A 16,514-nucleotide genomic window follows, 5' to 3' on the forward strand; every position below is an offset into this window, starting at 1 on the left:
CTCGAGGGGAGGTGGCGCCGACGCCTACCTCACCTGGCTCTTTAAAGGTTGCGAGTCGTGCATCCTGAACCTTCTGGTCAGGCAGGTACACGCGCCTTCAGCTCAAGCCGCCGCGCGTGCAGCACCGGCTCGGTGTAGCCGTTGGGCTGGACCCGGCCCTTGAATACGAGGTCGCAGGCGGCGAGGAAGGCGATCGACTTGTCGAAGTCAGGTGCCATCGGCCGGTAGAGCGGATCGCCTGCGTTCTGGCGGTCGACGACGCCGGCCATGCGCTTCATCGTCTCCATCACCTGGTCTGAGGTGCACACGCCGTGATGCAGCCAGTTGGCGATGTGCTGCGAGGAGATGCGCAGCGTCGCGCGGTCCTCCATCAGGCCTACGTCATTGATGTCAGGCACTTTCGAGCAGCCGACGCCTTGGTCGATCCAACGGACGACATAGCCCAGAATGCCTTGCGCGTTGTTGTCGAGTTCCTTCTGGACCTCCTCCGGCGACCAGTTCGGCCGCACCGCTACCGGCACCGACAAGATGTCGTCGAGCTTTGCCTTGGGGCGGCCCTTCAGCGCCGCCTGCACAGCGTCGACGTCGACCATGTGATAATGGGTGGCGTGCAGCGTCGCCGCTGTCGGCGACGGCACCCAGGCGGTGTTGGCGCCGGCCTTGGGATGGGCGATCTTTTCCGCCAGCATCGCCGCCATCAGATCGGGCATCGCCCACATGCCCTTGCCGATCTGGGCGCGGCCGGCCAGCCCGCATTCCAGCCCGGTGTCGACGTTCCAGGCTTCGTAGGCGGCAATCCAGACGGCCTGCTTCATGTTGCCCTTGCGGATCATCGGGCCGGCTTCCATCGAGGTGTGGATCTCGTCGCCGGTGCGGTCGAGGAAACCGGTGTTGATGAAGACGACGCGATCTTTGGCGGCGCGAATCGCCTCCTTGAGGTTGACGGTGGTGCGCCGCTCCTCGTCCATAATGCCCATCTTGATAGTGTTTTTCGCCATGCCGAGCAGCGCCTCGACACGGTCGAATATCTCGACGGCGAAGGCGACTTCCTCCGGCCCGTGCATCTTGGGCTTTACGACATACATCGAGCCCGCGCGCGAGTTTAGCCGGCGGCCGTTCGGGCCGACATCGTGCAGCGCGATCAGCGCCGTCATCGCCGCATCCATTATGCCTTCCGGCACTTCGTTGCTGTCACGATCTGTAATCGCCGGATTGGTCATGAGGTGGCCGACGTTGCGGATCAGCATCAGCGAGCGGCCGGGCAGGGACAGCGCGCCACCATCAGGCGCGGTGTACGACCGGTCGGGATTGAGTTTTCGCGTAAATGTGCTCCCGGCCTTGGTGATCTCCTCGGCAAGATCGCCCTTCATCAGGCCGAGCCAGTTGCGGTAGACCAAAACCTTGTCCTGCGCATCGACCGCCGCGACCGAATCCTCGCAGTCCTGGATCGTGGTCAGCGCCGATTCCAGCACGACGTCGGCAATGCCGGCTGGATCAGTCTTGCCGATCTGGTTGCTGCGGTCGATCACAATCTCAATATGCAGGCCATTGCGGGTGAGCAGGACGGCTTCGGGATTATCGGCGTCGCCGCGATAGCCGGCAAACTGTTTGGGATCGGCGAGCGTGGTGGCGCCGGCGCTCTCGCCCAGCCGCAGCATGCCGTTGGCCACGGAAAGCCCGTTCACCCCTGCCCATTTGCCGGTCGTCAGCGGGACCGATTCGTCGAGAAAGCCCTTCGCCCAGGCAATGACCTTGGCGCCGCGCACGGGATTGAACCTCCCGCCCTTCTCGGCGCCGTCGGTCTCTGGAATGGCGTCGGTGCCGTAGAGCGCATCATAGAGCGAGCCCCAGCGCGCATTGGCGGCGTTCAGCGCGTAACGCGCGTTCATTACCGGCACCACCAATTGCGGCCCGGCAACCACCGAGATCTCCGGGTCGACATTGTCCGTCGCGACGGAGAAGGCCGGCCCTTCCGGCACGAGATAGCCGATTTCCCTCAGGAAATCCTTGTAGGCTTCCATGTCGCTGGGCGCGCCATTGTTGCGATACCAGCGGTCGATCTGGCCTTGCAGCGCGTCGCGCTTTGCGAGCAGAGCCCGGTTCTTCGGCGCCAAATCATCCACGATGGCGGAGAAGCCGGTCCAGAAGGAGTTGGCTGCAATGCCGGTGCCCCGCAGCGCCTCGTTCACGACGAAATCATAAAGCTCGCGGGCAATCCGCAATCCGGCGATTTCGACGCGATCGGTCATCGGGGCTTCTCCAGACGAAAGGCTTTGGCCGGGCCTTTGACATGTCAGGGTGGCAGGGTCAATTCAGCTTAGGGTGAAGGGAAGGTATTTTGCAGCCGATCTCCCCCTTGAGGGGGAGATGGCCGGCAGGCCAGAGGGGGTCGCCGCGCGTGGAGCGCGACCCCCTTTTTGCACCAAATCGCGTCGCACTTCATGCGCGGCGACCCCCTCTGTCGCCTTCGGCGACATCTCCCCCTCGAGGGGCCCTCGAGGGGGGAGATTACGCGCCCTACACCGCTATCCTTGGCCTGCCGGACGCCACCGCCACCACATGCGCCTCGATGAACATGCGCTGGCCCTCGACGGTCGAAACGCGGAATTCGCTGGCGATCTCGATTTCGGCGCTGTCGGTGCCGGCGTCCCTGGCCCGCCCGGCGGCAATGGCGCGGACATCGGTTTCCGCCGCCGCGATTGCCGCCGCTTCGTTATTGAAATCGCGCACGGTTTCGCCTGAGGCGACGCGAAACAGCCCTTCTTGGGGCTGGCTAACCCGCGCCTCAGCGGACACCCTGACCTGGCCGACGACGGCGCCGAGCGCATTGGCGACATCGGTATCCTCAGGCACCACGCAGCCATTGCCAACCAGCGGTGGCAGTCCGGCATAATGCAGCGGCGCCGAGGCGCCGAGGCCGATGACCGGGCGGTCGAGCGCGACGCTCAGCCGGGCGATGCCGGGATGCGCGTCGACGGCGCGCTGGACCAGCGCGTGCGCCACGGTCGCCGCGCCATCCAGCCCGTCCTCGGCAAAGGCGGTTTCGAGGATGACTTCCGCCGACAGCCGGGTCAGCGTGGTCAGCACCCGTTCCGAGATCACCTCCGGCGAGGCGGCGATCGACTGTCCCCGCCCGTCGCGCTTGCGGGCGAACAGCTCCGCACCCAGACGGGCCGCGGCGGCATCCCAATTCGACTGCTTGCACAGCACATGGGCGGCGTCCGACGGCGTGAAGCCGGCGACATGCACCAGCCCGCGCGACACCAGCCGGTTCAAGGTGGCGTTCTGCGCGTTCGAGGTCAAAAGCCGGTCGAGGGGCAGCGGCACAGCACCTATCATCTCATAGAGCTTGGCTTCGGCGCCGCTCAGGCCGGCGGCCAGCCGCTCCGGCACGCCGGTCCTGACCGCCAGGCGGCCATCCATGCGGCCGGGATTGGGCGCCCGCAGCTGGCGTTCGAGCTCTGATGTGACGACTTCGCCATGCATCATGCCGGCCAGCGCCAGCGGCACCAGGCGGCGCGGCCCGAGCAGGATTCTTGGGTTGAGTGCGCCGTCCTCCAGCGTCACTTCGGAATCGCCGCCGAGCCCAAAGGTGCGCATGGCGACCGCCTCGACCATGGTGCGGAAGCCGCCGACGGTGGCGCCTTCCGGATCGAGCCTGGGACGCCCCCCGTCGAGCACAGCGACGTCGGTGGTGGTGCCGCCAATGTCGGACACGACAGCATCGTCGAGGCCGGTCATGTGGCGGGCGCCGACAAGGCTGGCGGCCGGGCCTGAAAGGATCGTCTCGATCGGCCGCTGCCGGGCGAAGGCGGCCGAAACCAGGGCGCCGTCGCCGCGCACCACCATCAAGGGGGCTGCGATGCCACGCGCGGCGAGAAAGCCTTCGGTCGCCGCCACCAGCCGGTCGATCATCGAGATCAGCCTGGCGTTGAGCAATGTCGTCAGCGCCCGGCGCGGGCCGCCGAGCTTGGCCGAAAGCTCGTGACTGGCGGTGACCGGCAGGCCGGTCTTTTCGCGGATGAGGTCGCGGGCGGCGAGCTCATGCGCCGGGTTGCGGGTGGCGAAATAGGCGCAGACGGCAAAGCCGGACACCGAGGCGCCGAGTTCCGGCAGCGCTGCCTCCAGCCCGGACAGGTCGAGCTTGGCCGCATTGCCGTGGACGTCATGGCCGCCGGGGCAGAATACGACAGGGTCGGTGCCGAGCGCGGCCTTCAGCCCGTCGCGGGCAAGGTCGCCTTGGGAAAAGCCAATCATCACCAGCGCCACGCGGCCGCCCTGACCCTCGACCAGCGCGTTGGTGGCAAGCGTCGTCGACATCGACACCAGTTTTATCGCAGCAGGGTCGGTGCCGGCTTTCTGCAGCACCGCATCGACCGCGCCCGATATGCCGACCGCCAGATCGTGGCGCGTCGTCAGCGCCTTGGCCTTGGCCAGCACTTTGCCGTTAGGGCCGCCCGCCTCCAACCACAGCACGGCGTCGGTGTAGGTGCCACCGGTGTCAATGCCGAGGAACAGGGGGGATGGTTTGGTGCTCATTCTGGCGGGTCCGGCGAATTTCGTCCCCGCCCCTTAGCCGATACGGAACCGCGGATAAAGCCGCGAGCGCTGGGCCAAGGGCGACGTTGGGAACAAACATTCGCGAGGAACGCCGGCGGGACAGCGCCCCCTCTGTCCTGCCGGACATCTCCACCTCAAGGGGGAGATTAGATGTCACCCACGCTTTCGCAAATTTTTAACGCTTCAAACAGGGTGCCGCCGGCGAAGCTGCCAATCTCCCCCCTTGAGGGGGAGATGGCCGGCAGGCCAGAGGGGGTGTGACGGATCGCAACCTTTGGCAGCTACCCGACAAACCCCACGCGCTTATGGCTGCCGTCGCAAAACGGCTTGTTGGCGGAATGGCCGCAGCGGCAGAGGAAGGTGCGTGGCGTGCGGTCGACCGTGTGGCCGGTGCCGGTGACGATCTCGACATTGCCTTCGAGCTTGAGCGGGCCGTTCTTCGTCGGGGTCACCGTCAGCGGGCCATTCCTCGCATCCAGCGCCGGCGTGTCCTTCAGCGCCGGCTCGCCGGTGGCGGTAAAGCCCGCCCTGCTATGGCTGCCGTCGCAGAACGGCTTGTTTTCCGAGGCGCCGCAGCGGCAGAGCGTGGCGCGAAAAGACGTCTCGCCGTCGAGCACGATCTCGGCATGGACCGCCAGCGGGCCGTTTTCCCTGATGCGCACGGTGTTGACCACCGGCGGCTGTTCCTGCGGGCCGCCGTCCTTCCTGACATAGGTGATGGCGCTCGGCGATCGCCACGATCTTCTCGACGCTGGCCGCACCGGGATGGATCCACTGGCCCTTCGCGTTGGGCACGAAGACATGCGGATCGCCAAGCACGCAATTGCGCGAATGGATGCAGCGCCGGCCGGAAAACCCGACATCGATTTTTTCGCCTTCGACCGTGCCTGCCATGGGTGGGGTCTCCTATCGGACTACGCTATGGCGGTGGCCCGGACGGCGTCAAGCTGCGCGCCGATCCACCTTCTCCCACAAAGGGAAGGGGAGCGCCTACCTCAACACCGCCACATGTGGCGCGAGCCGCCGGATCGCCGCGATCATGTCGGCGCCGGTGATGTCGAGCGAGGATATCTCCATATGGACGATGTTCTTGCCGAAGGGCAGCAAGCGGCCGAGCGCATTGGCCGGCGCATATCTGATCGCATCGGGAGGCGGCTCGGTCAGTTCGAAGCTGATCATCGCCGCGCCTTTGCCGGAGGTGAGGTGGGCGCCGCGCACCTTCTCCCAGGGCACCAGCACGTCGCCGCCGCGCCGGTCACGAAAGCCGCTGGCGTCGAGCACCACCTGGACGCCGGTGTCGAACGCGCCGCGCGCCAGGAACAGACCAAGCCCCAGGCAGCCAAGCGCCAGCACCACCACCAGGAACAGCCCTTGGCCCGGGGCGCCTGACGCAAGCCCCTTCAGCGCGAAGAAGCCGAAGATCGCAGCGATCAGGAGCGGCCCGAGCGCGGGAAAGATTTTTCCGGTGGGGCTGTTGCGGATTTCGACGGGCGAAGACATGGGCCACTCATCGGCCGGGCTTCAGCAGGGTCCAGATCCAGCCGATGAATGTGAGGACCAGAAACGGATATCCGGCAACGGGCAAGGGCGACGAGGTCGGCAGCAAGGGCGCGCCCCAGAGGATCATGCCCGCCGACACGGTGAACAGCACGGCGGCCACGACAGCGGTCAGGCGCATCCACAAAGCGAAGGTTTTCGGCGCGCTGACCATGACAAGCGATGCCGCCCAGAGCGAGATGCCGCCGGCATAGGAGGGAACGCTGGCCTCGAGGCCTGCCGCATTGTCTGATAGCAGCAGGCTCTCGCCGGCAACGAAGGTCAAAAATCCGGCCGCCACGCAGTCGTTGCCTTGCCGCTGATACTTCATCGTCAACAGAGCGGCTGCGACCACGAGCGCGACGCCGTCGATCGTCCAGAGTGTTTCGCGCAGTTCCGCGCTCTTCACGAAGGTGCCGGCGAGGCCAAAGGCGCCACCGATGGCGAGGCCAATCGCAGCGACGATATCCAAAGGGCTGGAACGCATTGGGACCTCCCTTCCAAACCCAAGGATACTTCAGGAAGGGACGTTCTCCAATCGTTGGCTTTCGTGGCCTCCGGCCCTTATTCTTTGAGATTAAGCGGGCGCTGCCCCGCTCAATCGCCCATCTTCAGCGCCTGGATAAACGCCTCCTGCGGGATATCCACCTTGCCGAACTGCCGCATCCGCTTCTTGCCCTCTTTCTGCTTGTCGAGCAGCTTGCGCTTGCGTGAGACGTCGCCGCCGTAGCATTTGGCGGTGACGTCCTTGCGCAGGGCCGAGATGGTTTCGCGGGCGATGACCTTGCCGCCGATCGCCGCCTGGATCGGGATCTTGAACAGATGGTGCGGGATCAGTTCCTTCAGCTTCTCGCACATCAGCCGGCCGCGCTTTTCCGCCGCCGTGCGGTGGACCAGCATCGACAGCGCGTCGACCGGCTCCTCATTGACCAGGATCGACATTTTCACCAGGTCGCCCTCGCGATAGTCGGTCAAATGATAGTCGAAGGAGGCGTAGCCCTTGGAGATCGACTTCAGCCGGTCGTAGAAGTCGAAGACGACCTCGTTGAGCGGCAGGTCATAGGTCAGCATGGCGCGCTTGCCGACATAGGAGAGATCGGCCTGGATGCCGCGCCGGTCCTGGCAGAGTTTCAGGATGCCGCCGAGATACTCGTCCGGGGTGAGGATGGTGGCGCGGATCCACGGCTCCTCGATGGCCTGGATTTTGACTACGTCCGGCATGTCGGCCGGGTTGTGCAGTTCCTTCGTCGTGCCGTCGTTCAAAGCCAAGCGGTAGACGACCGACGGCGCCGTGGCGATGAGGTCGAGGTTGAACTCGCGCTCCAGCCGCTCCTGGATGATTTCGAGGTGCAGCAGGCCAAGGAAGCCGCAGCGATAGCCGAAGCCGAGTGCAGCGCTGGTTTCCATTTCGTATGAGAAAGAAGCATCGTTGAGGCGCAATTTGCCGACTGCAGCGCGCAGATCCTCGAAATCGGCGGCGTCGACCGGGAACAGGCCGCAGAACACCACCGGCTGCGCCGGCTTGAAGCCGGGCAGGGCCTGCGCCGTCTGGCGCTTGTCCTCGGTGATGGTGTCGCCGACGCGGGTATCGGCCACTTCCTTGATCGAGCCGGTGAAGAAGCCGAACTCGCCGGGGCCGAGCTCGTCGACATTGATGCGGGCCGGGGTGAAGACGCCAGTGCGCTCGACCAGGTACTTGGCGCCGGTGCCCATCATGCGGATGGTCTGGCCTTTCTTCAGCACGCCGTCGATGATGCGCACCAGCACGATGACGCCGAGATAGGCGTCGTACCAGCTGTCGACCAGCATCGCCTTCAGCGGGGCCGCGATGTCGCCCTCGCGCGGCGGCGGCAAATCATTGACGATCGCCTCCAGCACATCGGGAATGCCGAGCCCGGTCTTGGCCGAGATCAGCACGGCGTTGGAGGCATCGATGCCGATCACCTCCTCGACCTGCTCGCGGATGCGCTCGGGCTCGGCGGCGGGCAGGTCGACCTTGTTCAGCACCACGACGATCTCGTGGTTGTTGTCGATGGCCTGGTAGACATTGGCCAGCGTCTGCGCCTCGACGCCTTGAGAGGCGTCGACGACCAGCAGCGAACCCTCGCAGGCGGCCAGCGAACGCGACACTTCGTAGGCGAAGTCGACATGGCCGGGCGTGTCGATCAGATTGAGGATGTAACCCTCGCCATTGTTGGCTTGGTATTTCAGCCGCACGGTCTGCGCCTTGATGGTGATGCCGCGCTCGCGCTCGATATCCATCGAGTCCAGCACCTGCTCCTTCATGTCGCGCAGCTCCAGCCCGCCGGTCAGCTGGATCAGCCGGTCGGCAAGCGTGGATTTGCCATGGTCGATATGGGCGACGATGGAGAAATTGCGGATGTTCTTGATCGGCGTGGTCATGTCGGGCGCTTTAGCAGGGGCAGCTTGCCCGGGCAAGCGGCGGCGGGCGCGGCCAGGCAATCGCGTCAGGTTTGCGCTCACCCGCCTGCATTTGCAGCGCTGATGGCTGGCGAAAGCCGGGCGGCATCCATCGGCACCGGTCATTTTCCCGTCTCCGTCTGGTGTCGATAAATATGCAAGGCTCGCATCGTTCCGAACTCACGAAAGGACAAACCAATGGCGATCAAGCTGGTTTGGGGCATTCTCGGTGGGGTGGTGCTAGGCGCCGCGTTCGGCAACGTGGGCGGCAACACCGGGATCTCGATTGCCGTTTGTATCGCGGCGGGTGCTGTCGCGGCCGGCCTATGGCATTACGTGGAAACGCGGCGCCAGGGCTGAGCGCAGGCGGCCGAAGACGCTGTTGTTCGCGGCATCGCGCCGGCAGCAAACGAAGGTAAACGATCACGAAGCGGTGATGGCTGTAACGAACCGCTCTACGGCGCCGAAGTGGAGACATGACGGCGCTTCACGCCCGTCGCAGCGGAGGACAGCCGATGACTGGATCACAAGCCAAGCGCCGCAGACGCGCGATGCAATCAAGCGCAGGCGCGGTCCTTGTAGGGCTCGCCGCTGCTTTGTCTTCGGCAACCGGCGCCGCCGGCCAGCCGCTCACCGTGGTCGAACTGTTCACCAGCCAGGGCTGCTCATCCTGCCCGCCGGCCAACGCCAATCTGATCAAGGTCAAGGACCGGCCTGATGTGTTGGCGCTCTCCTTCAACGTCACCTACTGGGATTATCTCGGCTGGAAGGACACTTTCGGCAGGGAGGAATTCACCCAGCGCCAGGTCCGCTACGAGCCGTCGCTCGGCCGTTCGGGTCCGTTCACGCCGCAAGTGGTGGTCAATGGCAATGCCGATGCGGTCGGCGCCCGGCCCGGCGAGATCGAGCAGCTGATTTCGAGCAGCGGCCGCGCGAAAGGACCTTCGCTGTCGCTCGACAGCAGCAAGATCGCCATCGGCGCCGGTCCGGTGCCGGGCGGCAAGGCCGATATCTGGCTGGTGCGCTACCGGCAGGGCGTCATCGAAGTGCCGGTGGCGCGCGGCGAAAACACCGGACGCACGCTGCCGCACGCCAATGTCGTGCATTCCCTCTCCAGGCTTGGCGCCTGGACCGGCGAGGCCATCGCGCTGCCGCTGCCGGCACCGCCGAGCGGGCTAAGCACCGCGGTGCTGGTGCAAGTGCCGGATGGCGGACCGATCCTGGCCGCCGCGACGAACTAGAATCCAAAGATCTGCGCAACGCCGCATGAGCGGCGCCGCACATGCCGGCCGCATCAGCGCGCCACCCAGAGGAGACCACCATGACCAACTTTACCCGCCTGACGCTGCCGGCGCTCGCCTTCGCACTTTGCTCGACGGCGCTTTTTGCCGGCGGCATTGCCCGCGCCGAGGATGCGATGAAGCCCGCTGACCCGATGGCCACGGATGCCATGAAGCCCGCCGATGCCATGGCCACCGACGCGAGGAAGCCGGCCGACCCGATGACCGCCGAAAAGATGAAGGAATGCATGGACAAGGCAGCCATGGAAACCGACGCGATGAAGAAGGATGAGGCAACAAAGGCCTGCGACGCTATGGGCATGGCCAAGTAGGTCCGGCAAGCCCTTGCGGCACCGGCGCGAGGTTCCAATCCTGCGCCGGCGCGGCATTCCAAATACGCACGGCCCGAAAATACGCACGGCAATGTGACACGCCGGCGGACCCAAATGTTCTATAGTCACAACACCATCATGGGAGATCAGACATGACTGGCATTCGAGAACCCGTTGCGAGGCGCTCGACGAGCTTCGCCAGGAGCGCGCTTGCGGCTGTGATGCTCGCGGCGGCCGGCGCCGCCTTGTGGCAGACGCCGGCGATCTCGGCCGAGGCGGCGGTGGTGATCCCGCCACCGGCGATGGACGAAAAACCCGCCGCCGGCACCGCCAGGGCGATCTTCGCCGGCGGCTGCTTCTGGGGCGTGCAAGGCGTGTTCCAGCACGTCAAGGGCGTGACCAGCGCCGTCTCCGGCTATGCCGGCGGCGACAAGGACACCGCCGTCTACGAGACGGTCGGCACCGGACGGACCGGGCATGCCGAAGCCGTCGAGCTCATCTACGAGCCGTCCAAAGTCACTTACGGCCAGCTGCTGCAGGTGTATTTCTCGGTCGCGCACAACCCGACGCAGCTGAACTACCAGGGTCCGGACCGCGGCCCCCAATACCGTTCGACGATCTTTGCCGAAAGCGACGCGCAGAAGAAGATCGCCGAGAGCTATATCGCGCAGCTCGACAAGGCCAAGGTGTTTCCGGAGCCGATCGTGACCACGCTGGAGACGGGGAAAAAATTCTATCCGGCCGAGGACTACCACCAGGACTTTTTGACGCTGAACCCGACCTATCCCTATATCGTCTACAACGACCTGCCCAAGGTCGAGAATTTGAAGACGCTATTCCCCAGCCTTTACAGCGACAAGCCGGTGCTGGTGCTGGCCGCCAACAAGAGCTGATCTTTTGCGACGCGCTAGGACAGACAGCAATGCCCGCTACTGCACGCCCAGAAACTGCCGAAGTTCCGGCGTCTTGGGATTGGAAAAAACGTCCTCGGGGGCGCCGATCTCGTGGACGCGGCCCTGATGCATGAAGACGACGCGCGAGCAGACGTCGCGGGCAAAGCGCATCTCGTGGGTGACCATCACCAGCGTCATGCCTTCCGCCGCCAATTCCTTGACGACGGCCAGCACTTCGGCGACGAGCTCGGGATCGAGCGCCGAGGTGATCTCGTCGCATAGCAGCGCGATGGGCTGCATGGCGAGCGCCCGGGCGATCGCCACGCGCTGCTGCTGGCCGCCGGACAATTCGTCCGGCAAGGCGTCGAACTTGTGGGCGAGACCGACGCGGTCGAGCATTTTTCGCGCGACCGCCTCGGCGTCCTTCTTCGGCGTCTTCTTCACCACCATCTGCGACAACATGACATTGCCGCCGGCGGTGAGATGCGGGAACAGGTTGAATTGCTGAAAAATCATGCCGACCTTCAGGCGCAGCGCCTTGAGATGCACCTCGTCGGGCAGGAACTGGGCGCCGGCGACGACGATCGAGCCTTCATCGATGGTCTCCAGCCCGTTGATGCAGCGCAGCAGCGTCGACTTGCCCGAACCGCTCTTGCCGATGATGGCGACGACCTCGCCCGGCGCGACGTCGATGGAAATCCCCTTCAGCACCTCGTTGTCGCCGAAGCGCTTCTTCACCTCAGTGATTGCGATGAGCGACATTGAGCTTCCTTTCCAGGAGCTGGCTGGATTTCGACAGCGGCCAGCACAAGGCAAAATAGATGAGCGCGACCAGGCCATACACGGTGAACGGCTGGAACGTGGCGTTGGTGACGATCGAACCGGCCTTCGACAGTTCGACGAAGCCGATGATCGAGGTGAGCGCGGTGCCCTTCACCACCTGCACCGAGAAGCCGACGGTCGGCGGCACCGCCACTTTCAGCGCCTGCGGCAGGATGACGTAGCGCATCTGCTGGAGATAACCCATGCCGAGGCTGGCGGACGCCTCCCATTGACCCTTGGCAATGCTCTCGACGCAGCCGCGCCAGATTTCGACGAGGAAGGCTGCGGTCCAAAGGATGAGCGCGACACAGGCGGCAAGCCAGGCGGGAACGTCGATGCCGAACAGACCAAGCCCGAAGAAAGCGAGAAAGAGCTGCATCAGGAGCGGCGTGCCCTGAAACAGCTGGATGTAGCCGCGTGACAGAAACCGCGCCGAATGCCGGCCGCCGATGCGCAGGAAAAGCAGGGCCGCGCCGACGATGCCGCCACCGATGAAGGAGACCAGCGAGAGGACAACGGTCCAGCGGGCGGCCAGAAGCAGGTTGCGCAGGATGTCCCAGAAGCTGAACTCGGTCATGGCGCCTGTCTCATCGCGATGCCTTCCTCGGGAACAGCATCCAGCCCAGGCCGGCCAGCAGCTGGCGCAGCAGGATGGCGAGCGCCAGGTAGATCAAGGTGGAGACGAAGTAGGTTTCGAAGGCCCTGAAATTGCGCGACTGGATAAAATTGGCGGCGAAAGTCAGGTCCTCGGCGGCGATCTGCGAAACGACGGCCGAGCCCAGCATGACGATGACGATCTGCGACGACAGCGCAGGCCAGATGCGCTGCAGCGCCGGGACCAGAACCACGTGCCAGAAGGTCTGGAACGGGGTCATTGCGAGGCTGGCGCCGGCCTCGAACTGGCCGCGCGGCGTGGCCTGGATGCCGGCGCGGATGATCTCGCAGCTGTAGGCGCCGAGGTTGACGATCATGGCGAGGTTGGCGGCGGTCAGTTCCGACATCCTGATGCCAAGCGACGGCAGGCCGAAGAAGATGAAGAACAGCTGGATGAGGAAGGGCGTGTTGCGGATCAGCTCGACATAGGTTGCGACGACGGGTTTCAGCCATTTCGGCCCCAAGGCCCGCACCCAGGCGCAGGCAATGCCCAATGCCACGCCGAACACCGCGCCGATCAGGATGAGCTGCACGGTGATCCGGATGCCCTTGAGCAGCACCGGCAGAGATCCGATCAGCCAGCCGAAATCGAACTGATAGGTCATGGCTTGCTATCCGACCTCAGCCACACGCGGCAGGCGGCGATCACAGGTCAGCCGGCAGGTCCACCTTCAGCCATTTTTGCGAAATCGCGTTGAGGGCGCCATCGGACCTGGCGGCGGCGATGATGCCGTTGATCTTGGCCATCAACGCCGGCTGCTCCTTGTTCATGCCAATGTAGCAAGGCGAGTTCTTGATCAGGAACTTGAGCTCCGGCCGCTTGGGCGGGTTCTTTTCGAGGATGGCGGCGGCGACGACGTTCCCGGTCGCGATCACCTCGACCTGGCCCGAAAGGAAAGCGGAAATAGTGCCGTTATTGTCCTCGTAGCGCTTGATCTCGACGCTCGCGGGCACAACTTTGGTCAGTTCGAGATCTTCGATTGCGCCGCGGGTGACGCCAACGGTCTTGCCGGCGAGGTCTTCCGCCTTTGCGACCGCGACATCTGCCGGAGCGAACACGCCGTTGTAGAAGGGAGCATAGGCTTCGGAAAAGTCGATGACCTTCTCGCGATCGGGATTCTTGCCGAGGCTTGAAATAACCAGGTCGACCTTGTTGGTCTGGAGATAGGGAATGCGGTTGGCGCTGGTGACCGGGACGATCTCGACCTTGGCGCCGAGCTTTTCGCCAATCAGATTGGCGATGTCGACGTCGTAGCCTTGCGGCGTCATGTCGGCGCCGACACTGCCGAAGGGCGGGAAATCCTGTGGAACGGCGATGCGGACGGTGCCACGCGCCGCGATGTCGCTCAAGGCGTCAGCCCGCGCCTGCGGAGACGAAGCCATGGCCATTCCAACGGCGGCGGCGAAGGCCAGCATGCAGACATTGCGACGGTTCATTATCTTTCCCTTTGACTGGACAAAACCAATTGGTCGCCAAGGCAAAGCAACAGACATGCCAAACCATCGAAATCGCTGCGAATCGGACTTTCCCGGCGGGATTGGCAAGGTGGGCCTGGCAAGGCGGTCTTCACGAGCCGATGCCGCCCGACCGGCAAGCTGCCTAAATATTGTGCAGTTCGATGGTTTACCTGTCAGTCGTAGGTCAGATCCGTCGCCTTGCCGCCGAAGACGCGGTAGGCATAGAACGAATAGAAAATGATGATCGGCAGCACCACCACCGTGCCGGCCAGGATGATGGCGAGGCTTTCCGGCGCGGACGCCGCCTGCCAGATGGTCAGCCTGTCGGGCACGACGAAGGGATAGAACGACCAGGCGAGGCCGGCAAAGCCCAGCGTGAAGATGGCGGCGAGCGTCAAGAACGGCGTCAGCGCATGGCGGTCGTCGGCCTTAGGCAGATGGAAGGTCTGCCGCCACAGCCATGCGAACAGCACCGCTGACAGGACCGGCAGCGGCGACAAATAGAGCATGGCCGGCCAGACGAACCATTTGTCGAAGATGCGCGGACTGGCGAGCGGCGTGGCCAGCGAGACGGCGACCATGCCGAGCGCGGTCAGCACCAGCGCCCGGCGGAGCCATAGCACCGCCTTCTTCTGCAATCCGCCTTCCGTCTTGTAGATGACCCAGGCCGCGCCCATCGCCGCATAGGCGGCGGCAAGGCAGAGCGCCACCAGCGCGCCGAAGGCCATGCCGCCAAGGCGGACATCGAGGCCCAGCACATAGATCCCCAGCATGTAGCCCTGCGCCAGCGAAGCGATGACCGAGCCCAGGAAGAAGATGCGGTTCCAGCGATGCTTGCGACCGGCCGGCACCTTGGCCCGGAAATCGAAGGCGACGCCGCGCAGGATCAGGCCGACAAGGAGCAGGAAGACCGGAATATAGAGCGCGGTGAGGATGGTGCCGTGCGCCAGCGGGAAGGCGACCAGCAGCAGGCCGACGGCCAGCACCAGCCAGGTCTCGTTGGCGTCCCAGAACGGGCCTATTGCCGCGATCATCGTATCCTGCTCGGCGTCCTCGGCGACTGCGAACAGGATGCCGATACCGAGATCAAAGCCGTCGAGGATGACGTAGATCAGGATGGCAAGGCCCATCAGGCCGGCGAAGATGAGAGGGAGCAATGTCGGCCAGTCGAGGATCATCGCCGTTCTCCTATTTCGCCGCCGGCTGCGACAGCGGCGCGTCGAGAACGCCCGGCAGCGGCGAGGCATCGCCGTCCTTCGCCGCCTTCAGCGCCAGATAGACCAGCACGCCGAGATAGGCGATCAGAAGCAGCGCATAGAGGATGAGATAAACCGCAAGCGACAGAGCGACCTGGCTGCCGGCGACCGGGCCGACGGCATCGACAGTTTTCAGCACGCCGGTGACCAGCCACGGTTGGCGGCCGATCTCGGTGGTGTACCAGCCAGCCAGTGTCGCCAGCCAGCCGGACAGCGCCATCGGCACCATCACCAGCGCCAGCGGTCTCGGCAGGCTGTGCCGCCGCTTGAGGAAAAAGGCGGCCGACCAGGAGACGACGAGCATCAGGACGCCGGTGCCGACCATGATGCGAAAAGCCCAGAACACCGGGAAGACCGGCGGGTGGTTGCCGGCATAGTCGTTCAGCCCCGGCACGACGCCGCTGGCACTGTGCCTGAGGATGAGGCTGGCGCCATCGGGGATGGTGAGCTCGAATTTGTTCTCCCTTGCCGCCTCGTCGGGAAGGGCGAAAAGGACCAGCGGCACGTTGGGGCCGGTGTTCCAGTTGGCCTCCATGGCGGCGACCTTCTGCGGCTGATGCTCGAGCGTGTTGAGGCCATGCTGGTCGCCGGCGAATATCTGGATGGGGATCAGGATCGCCGCGGTGAAGACACCGGTGCGCAAGGCCTTCCACATCGATTCCGAACGGTCGCCATAGAGATAGCGCAGCGCCGACAGGCCGGCGATCAGGTACGAAACCGTCAGGCCGGAGGCAAGCAGCATGTGGACGAGCCGGTAGGGCATGGACGGGTTGAAGACGATCGCCCACCAGTCGGTAGCGTGGGCGACGCCGTCGCGCATCTCGAAGCCGACCGGCGTCTGCATCCATGAATTGAGCGCGATGATCCAGAAGGCGGACAGCGTGGTGCCGCCGGCCACCAGCACGGTTGCCAGCGTGTGGATGCGGTTGGAGACGCGGCGGAAGCCGAACAGCATGATGCCGAGGAACGCCGCCTCGAGGAAGAAGGCGGTGAGTATCTCATAGGCGAGCAGCGGGCCGGCGATGTTGCCGACGGTCTCCATGTAGCCCGGCCAGTTGGTGCCGAACTGGAAGCTCATGGTGACTCCCGAAACCACGCCCATGGCAAAGGACAGCGCGAACACCTTCACCCAGGTGAAATAGGCGCGCATCCAGGCGGTATCGCCGGTGGCGTTGTAGCGAAGCTTGAAGAACAGCAGCATCCAGCCAAGCGCAATGGTGATAGCCGGAAACAGGATATGGAACGAGATGTTGGCGCCGAACTGGATGCGCGAAAGAATGAGCGGGTCCATGGTGGGCTCCG

General features: G+C 64.6%; 16 protein-coding genes and 1 pseudogene. 4 read left to right on the plus strand and 13 right to left on the minus strand.

All coding sequences use genetic code 11. The features are described 5' to 3' along the window. Positions 1–77 precede the first annotated feature (77 nt). From AC0L16_RS31110 to lepA, 7 genes and pseudogenes are all read right to left on the minus strand, one after another. Positions 78–2,249: a malate synthase G gene (locus AC0L16_RS31110; RefSeq protein ID WP_473625315.1), complete on the minus strand. Its 2,172-nt coding sequence runs from the start codon at positions 2,247–2,249 to the stop codon at positions 78–80. Between the two features lie 268 nt (positions 2,250–2,517). Then, positions 2,518–4,539 (minus strand): hydantoinase/oxoprolinase N-terminal domain-containing protein, encoded by a 2,022-nt coding sequence (locus tag AC0L16_RS31115; RefSeq protein WP_473625317.1) that lies wholly within the window; start codon positions 4,537–4,539, stop codon positions 2,518–2,520. 302 nt (positions 4,540–4,841) lie between these two features. Beyond that, on the minus strand, positions 4,842–5,321 hold the full coding sequence (locus AC0L16_RS31120) for a CDGSH iron-sulfur domain-containing protein (protein WP_473625318.1): 480 nt from the start codon (positions 5,319–5,321) through the stop codon (positions 4,842–4,844). A 19-nt stretch (positions 5,322–5,340) separates the two neighbouring features. Next, a pseudogene (locus AC0L16_RS31125) lies at positions 5,341–5,454 on the minus strand ((4Fe-4S)-binding protein); the annotation flags it as partial. 96 nt (positions 5,455–5,550) lie between these two features. Further along, positions 5,551–6,060, minus strand: coding sequence for a hypothetical protein (locus AC0L16_RS31130; protein WP_473625319.1), 510 nt, complete (start codon positions 6,058–6,060; stop codon positions 5,551–5,553). A 7-nt stretch (positions 6,061–6,067) separates the two neighbouring features. Then, on the minus strand, positions 6,068–6,583 hold the full coding sequence (locus tag AC0L16_RS31135) for a hypothetical protein (protein WP_473625320.1): 516 nt from the start codon (positions 6,581–6,583) through the stop codon (positions 6,068–6,070). A gap of 110 nt (positions 6,584–6,693) precedes the next feature. Next, a complete protein-coding gene (lepA, locus tag AC0L16_RS31140) occupies positions 6,694–8,499 on the minus strand; it encodes a translation elongation factor 4 (RefSeq protein ID WP_473625321.1) in 1,806 nt (601 codons plus the stop codon). A 216-nt stretch (positions 8,500–8,715) separates the two neighbouring features. Between lepA and AC0L16_RS31145 the strand changes: the two genes are divergently transcribed. The 4 genes from AC0L16_RS31145 to msrA all read left to right on the plus strand — a co-directional run bounded on the left by AC0L16_RS31145 (position 8,716) and on the right by msrA (position 11,022). Continuing rightward, positions 8,716–8,877 carry a hypothetical protein gene (locus tag AC0L16_RS31145; protein WP_473625323.1) on the plus strand — a complete coding sequence of 54 codons (162 nt, stop codon included), beginning with the start codon at positions 8,716–8,718 and terminating at the stop codon, positions 8,875–8,877. A gap of 155 nt (positions 8,878–9,032) precedes the next feature. Further along, on the plus strand, positions 9,033–9,758 hold the full coding sequence (locus AC0L16_RS31150; RefSeq protein WP_473625324.1) for a DUF1223 domain-containing protein: 726 nt from the start codon (positions 9,033–9,035) through the stop codon (positions 9,756–9,758). Between the two features lie 80 nt (positions 9,759–9,838). Continuing rightward, positions 9,839–10,129 carry a hypothetical protein gene (locus AC0L16_RS31155; protein ID WP_473625325.1) on the plus strand — a complete coding sequence of 97 codons (291 nt, stop codon included), beginning with the start codon at positions 9,839–9,841 and terminating at the stop codon, positions 10,127–10,129. A gap of 152 nt (positions 10,130–10,281) precedes the next feature. After that, positions 10,282–11,022 (plus strand): peptide-methionine (S)-S-oxide reductase MsrA, encoded by a 741-nt coding sequence (gene msrA, locus AC0L16_RS31160; protein ID WP_473625326.1) that lies wholly within the window; start codon positions 10,282–10,284, stop codon positions 11,020–11,022. A 36-nt stretch (positions 11,023–11,058) separates the two neighbouring features. Here the strand turns inward: msrA and AC0L16_RS31165 are convergent, their stop codons facing one another. The 6 genes from AC0L16_RS31165 to AC0L16_RS31190 all read right to left on the minus strand — a co-directional run bounded on the left by AC0L16_RS31165 (position 11,059) and on the right by AC0L16_RS31190 (position 16,503). Next, positions 11,059–11,784 carry an amino acid ABC transporter ATP-binding protein gene (locus AC0L16_RS31165; protein ID WP_473625328.1) on the minus strand — a complete coding sequence of 242 codons (726 nt, stop codon included), beginning with the start codon at positions 11,782–11,784 and terminating at the stop codon, positions 11,059–11,061. Continuing rightward, entirely contained in the window at positions 11,762–12,421 is a 660-nt protein-coding gene (locus AC0L16_RS31170; RefSeq protein ID WP_473625329.1) for an amino acid ABC transporter permease, read from the minus strand. The genes AC0L16_RS31165 and AC0L16_RS31170 overlap by 23 nt, the downstream gene beginning before the upstream one ends. 10 nt (positions 12,422–12,431) lie before the next feature. Beyond that, a complete protein-coding gene (locus AC0L16_RS31175) occupies positions 12,432–13,103 on the minus strand; it encodes an amino acid ABC transporter permease (protein WP_473625330.1) in 672 nt (223 codons plus the stop codon). A 40-nt stretch (positions 13,104–13,143) separates the two neighbouring features. Further along, positions 13,144–13,914, minus strand: a complete 771-nt coding sequence (locus AC0L16_RS31180; protein ID WP_473625367.1) for a transporter substrate-binding domain-containing protein — start codon at positions 13,912–13,914, stop codon at positions 13,144–13,146. Between the two features lie 215 nt (positions 13,915–14,129). Continuing rightward, positions 14,130–15,134, minus strand: coding sequence for a cytochrome d ubiquinol oxidase subunit II (locus AC0L16_RS31185; protein ID WP_473625331.1), 1,005 nt, complete (start codon positions 15,132–15,134; stop codon positions 14,130–14,132). Between the two features lie 10 nt (positions 15,135–15,144). Next, complete coding sequence (locus AC0L16_RS31190; RefSeq protein WP_473625332.1) at positions 15,145–16,503, minus strand: cytochrome ubiquinol oxidase subunit I; 1,359 nt, start codon at positions 16,501–16,503, stop codon at positions 15,145–15,147. Positions 16,504–16,514: the final 11 nt, after the last annotated feature.

Source organism: Mesorhizobium sp. WSM4848 (genome assembly GCF_055811375.1).

Coding starts and splice junctions, on each gene's coding strand:
- AC0L16_RS31150 (WP_473625324.1), top strand. CDS start 9,033: ATGACTGGATCACAAGCCAAGCGCCGCAGACGCGCGATGCAATCAAGC.
- AC0L16_RS31145 (WP_473625323.1), top strand. CDS start 8,716: ATGGCGATCAAGCTGGTTTGGGGCATTCTCGGTGGGGTGGTGCTAGGC.
- AC0L16_RS31155 (WP_473625325.1), top strand. CDS start 9,839: ATGACCAACTTTACCCGCCTGACGCTGCCGGCGCTCGCCTTCGCACTT.
- lepA (WP_473625321.1), bottom strand. CDS start 8,499: ATGACCACGCCGATCAAGAACATCCGCAATTTCTCCATCGTCGCCCAT.
- AC0L16_RS31190 (WP_473625332.1), bottom strand. CDS start 16,503: ATGGACCCGCTCATTCTTTCGCGCATCCAGTTCGGCGCCAACATCTCG.
- AC0L16_RS31180 (WP_473625367.1), bottom strand. CDS start 13,914: ATGCTGGCCTTCGCCGCCGCCGTTGGAATGGCCATGGCTTCGTCTCCG.
- AC0L16_RS31130 (WP_473625319.1), bottom strand. CDS start 6,060: ATGTCTTCGCCCGTCGAAATCCGCAACAGCCCCACCGGAAAAATCTTT.
- msrA (WP_473625326.1), top strand. CDS start 10,282: ATGACTGGCATTCGAGAACCCGTTGCGAGGCGCTCGACGAGCTTCGCC.
- AC0L16_RS31165 (WP_473625328.1), bottom strand. CDS start 11,784: ATGTCGCTCATCGCAATCACTGAGGTGAAGAAGCGCTTCGGCGACAAC.
- AC0L16_RS31115 (WP_473625317.1), bottom strand. CDS start 4,539: ATGAGCACCAAACCATCCCCCCTGTTCCTCGGCATTGACACCGGTGGC.
- AC0L16_RS31185 (WP_473625331.1), bottom strand. CDS start 15,134: ATGATCCTCGACTGGCCGACATTGCTCCCTCTCATCTTCGCCGGCCTG.
- AC0L16_RS31135 (WP_473625320.1), bottom strand. CDS start 6,583: ATGCGTTCCAGCCCTTTGGATATCGTCGCTGCGATTGGCCTCGCCATC.
- AC0L16_RS31110 (WP_473625315.1), bottom strand. CDS start 2,249: ATGACCGATCGCGTCGAAATCGCCGGATTGCGGATTGCCCGCGAGCTT.
- AC0L16_RS31170 (WP_473625329.1), bottom strand. CDS start 12,421: ATGACCGAGTTCAGCTTCTGGGACATCCTGCGCAACCTGCTTCTGGCC.
- AC0L16_RS31175 (WP_473625330.1), bottom strand. CDS start 13,103: ATGACCTATCAGTTCGATTTCGGCTGGCTGATCGGATCTCTGCCGGTG.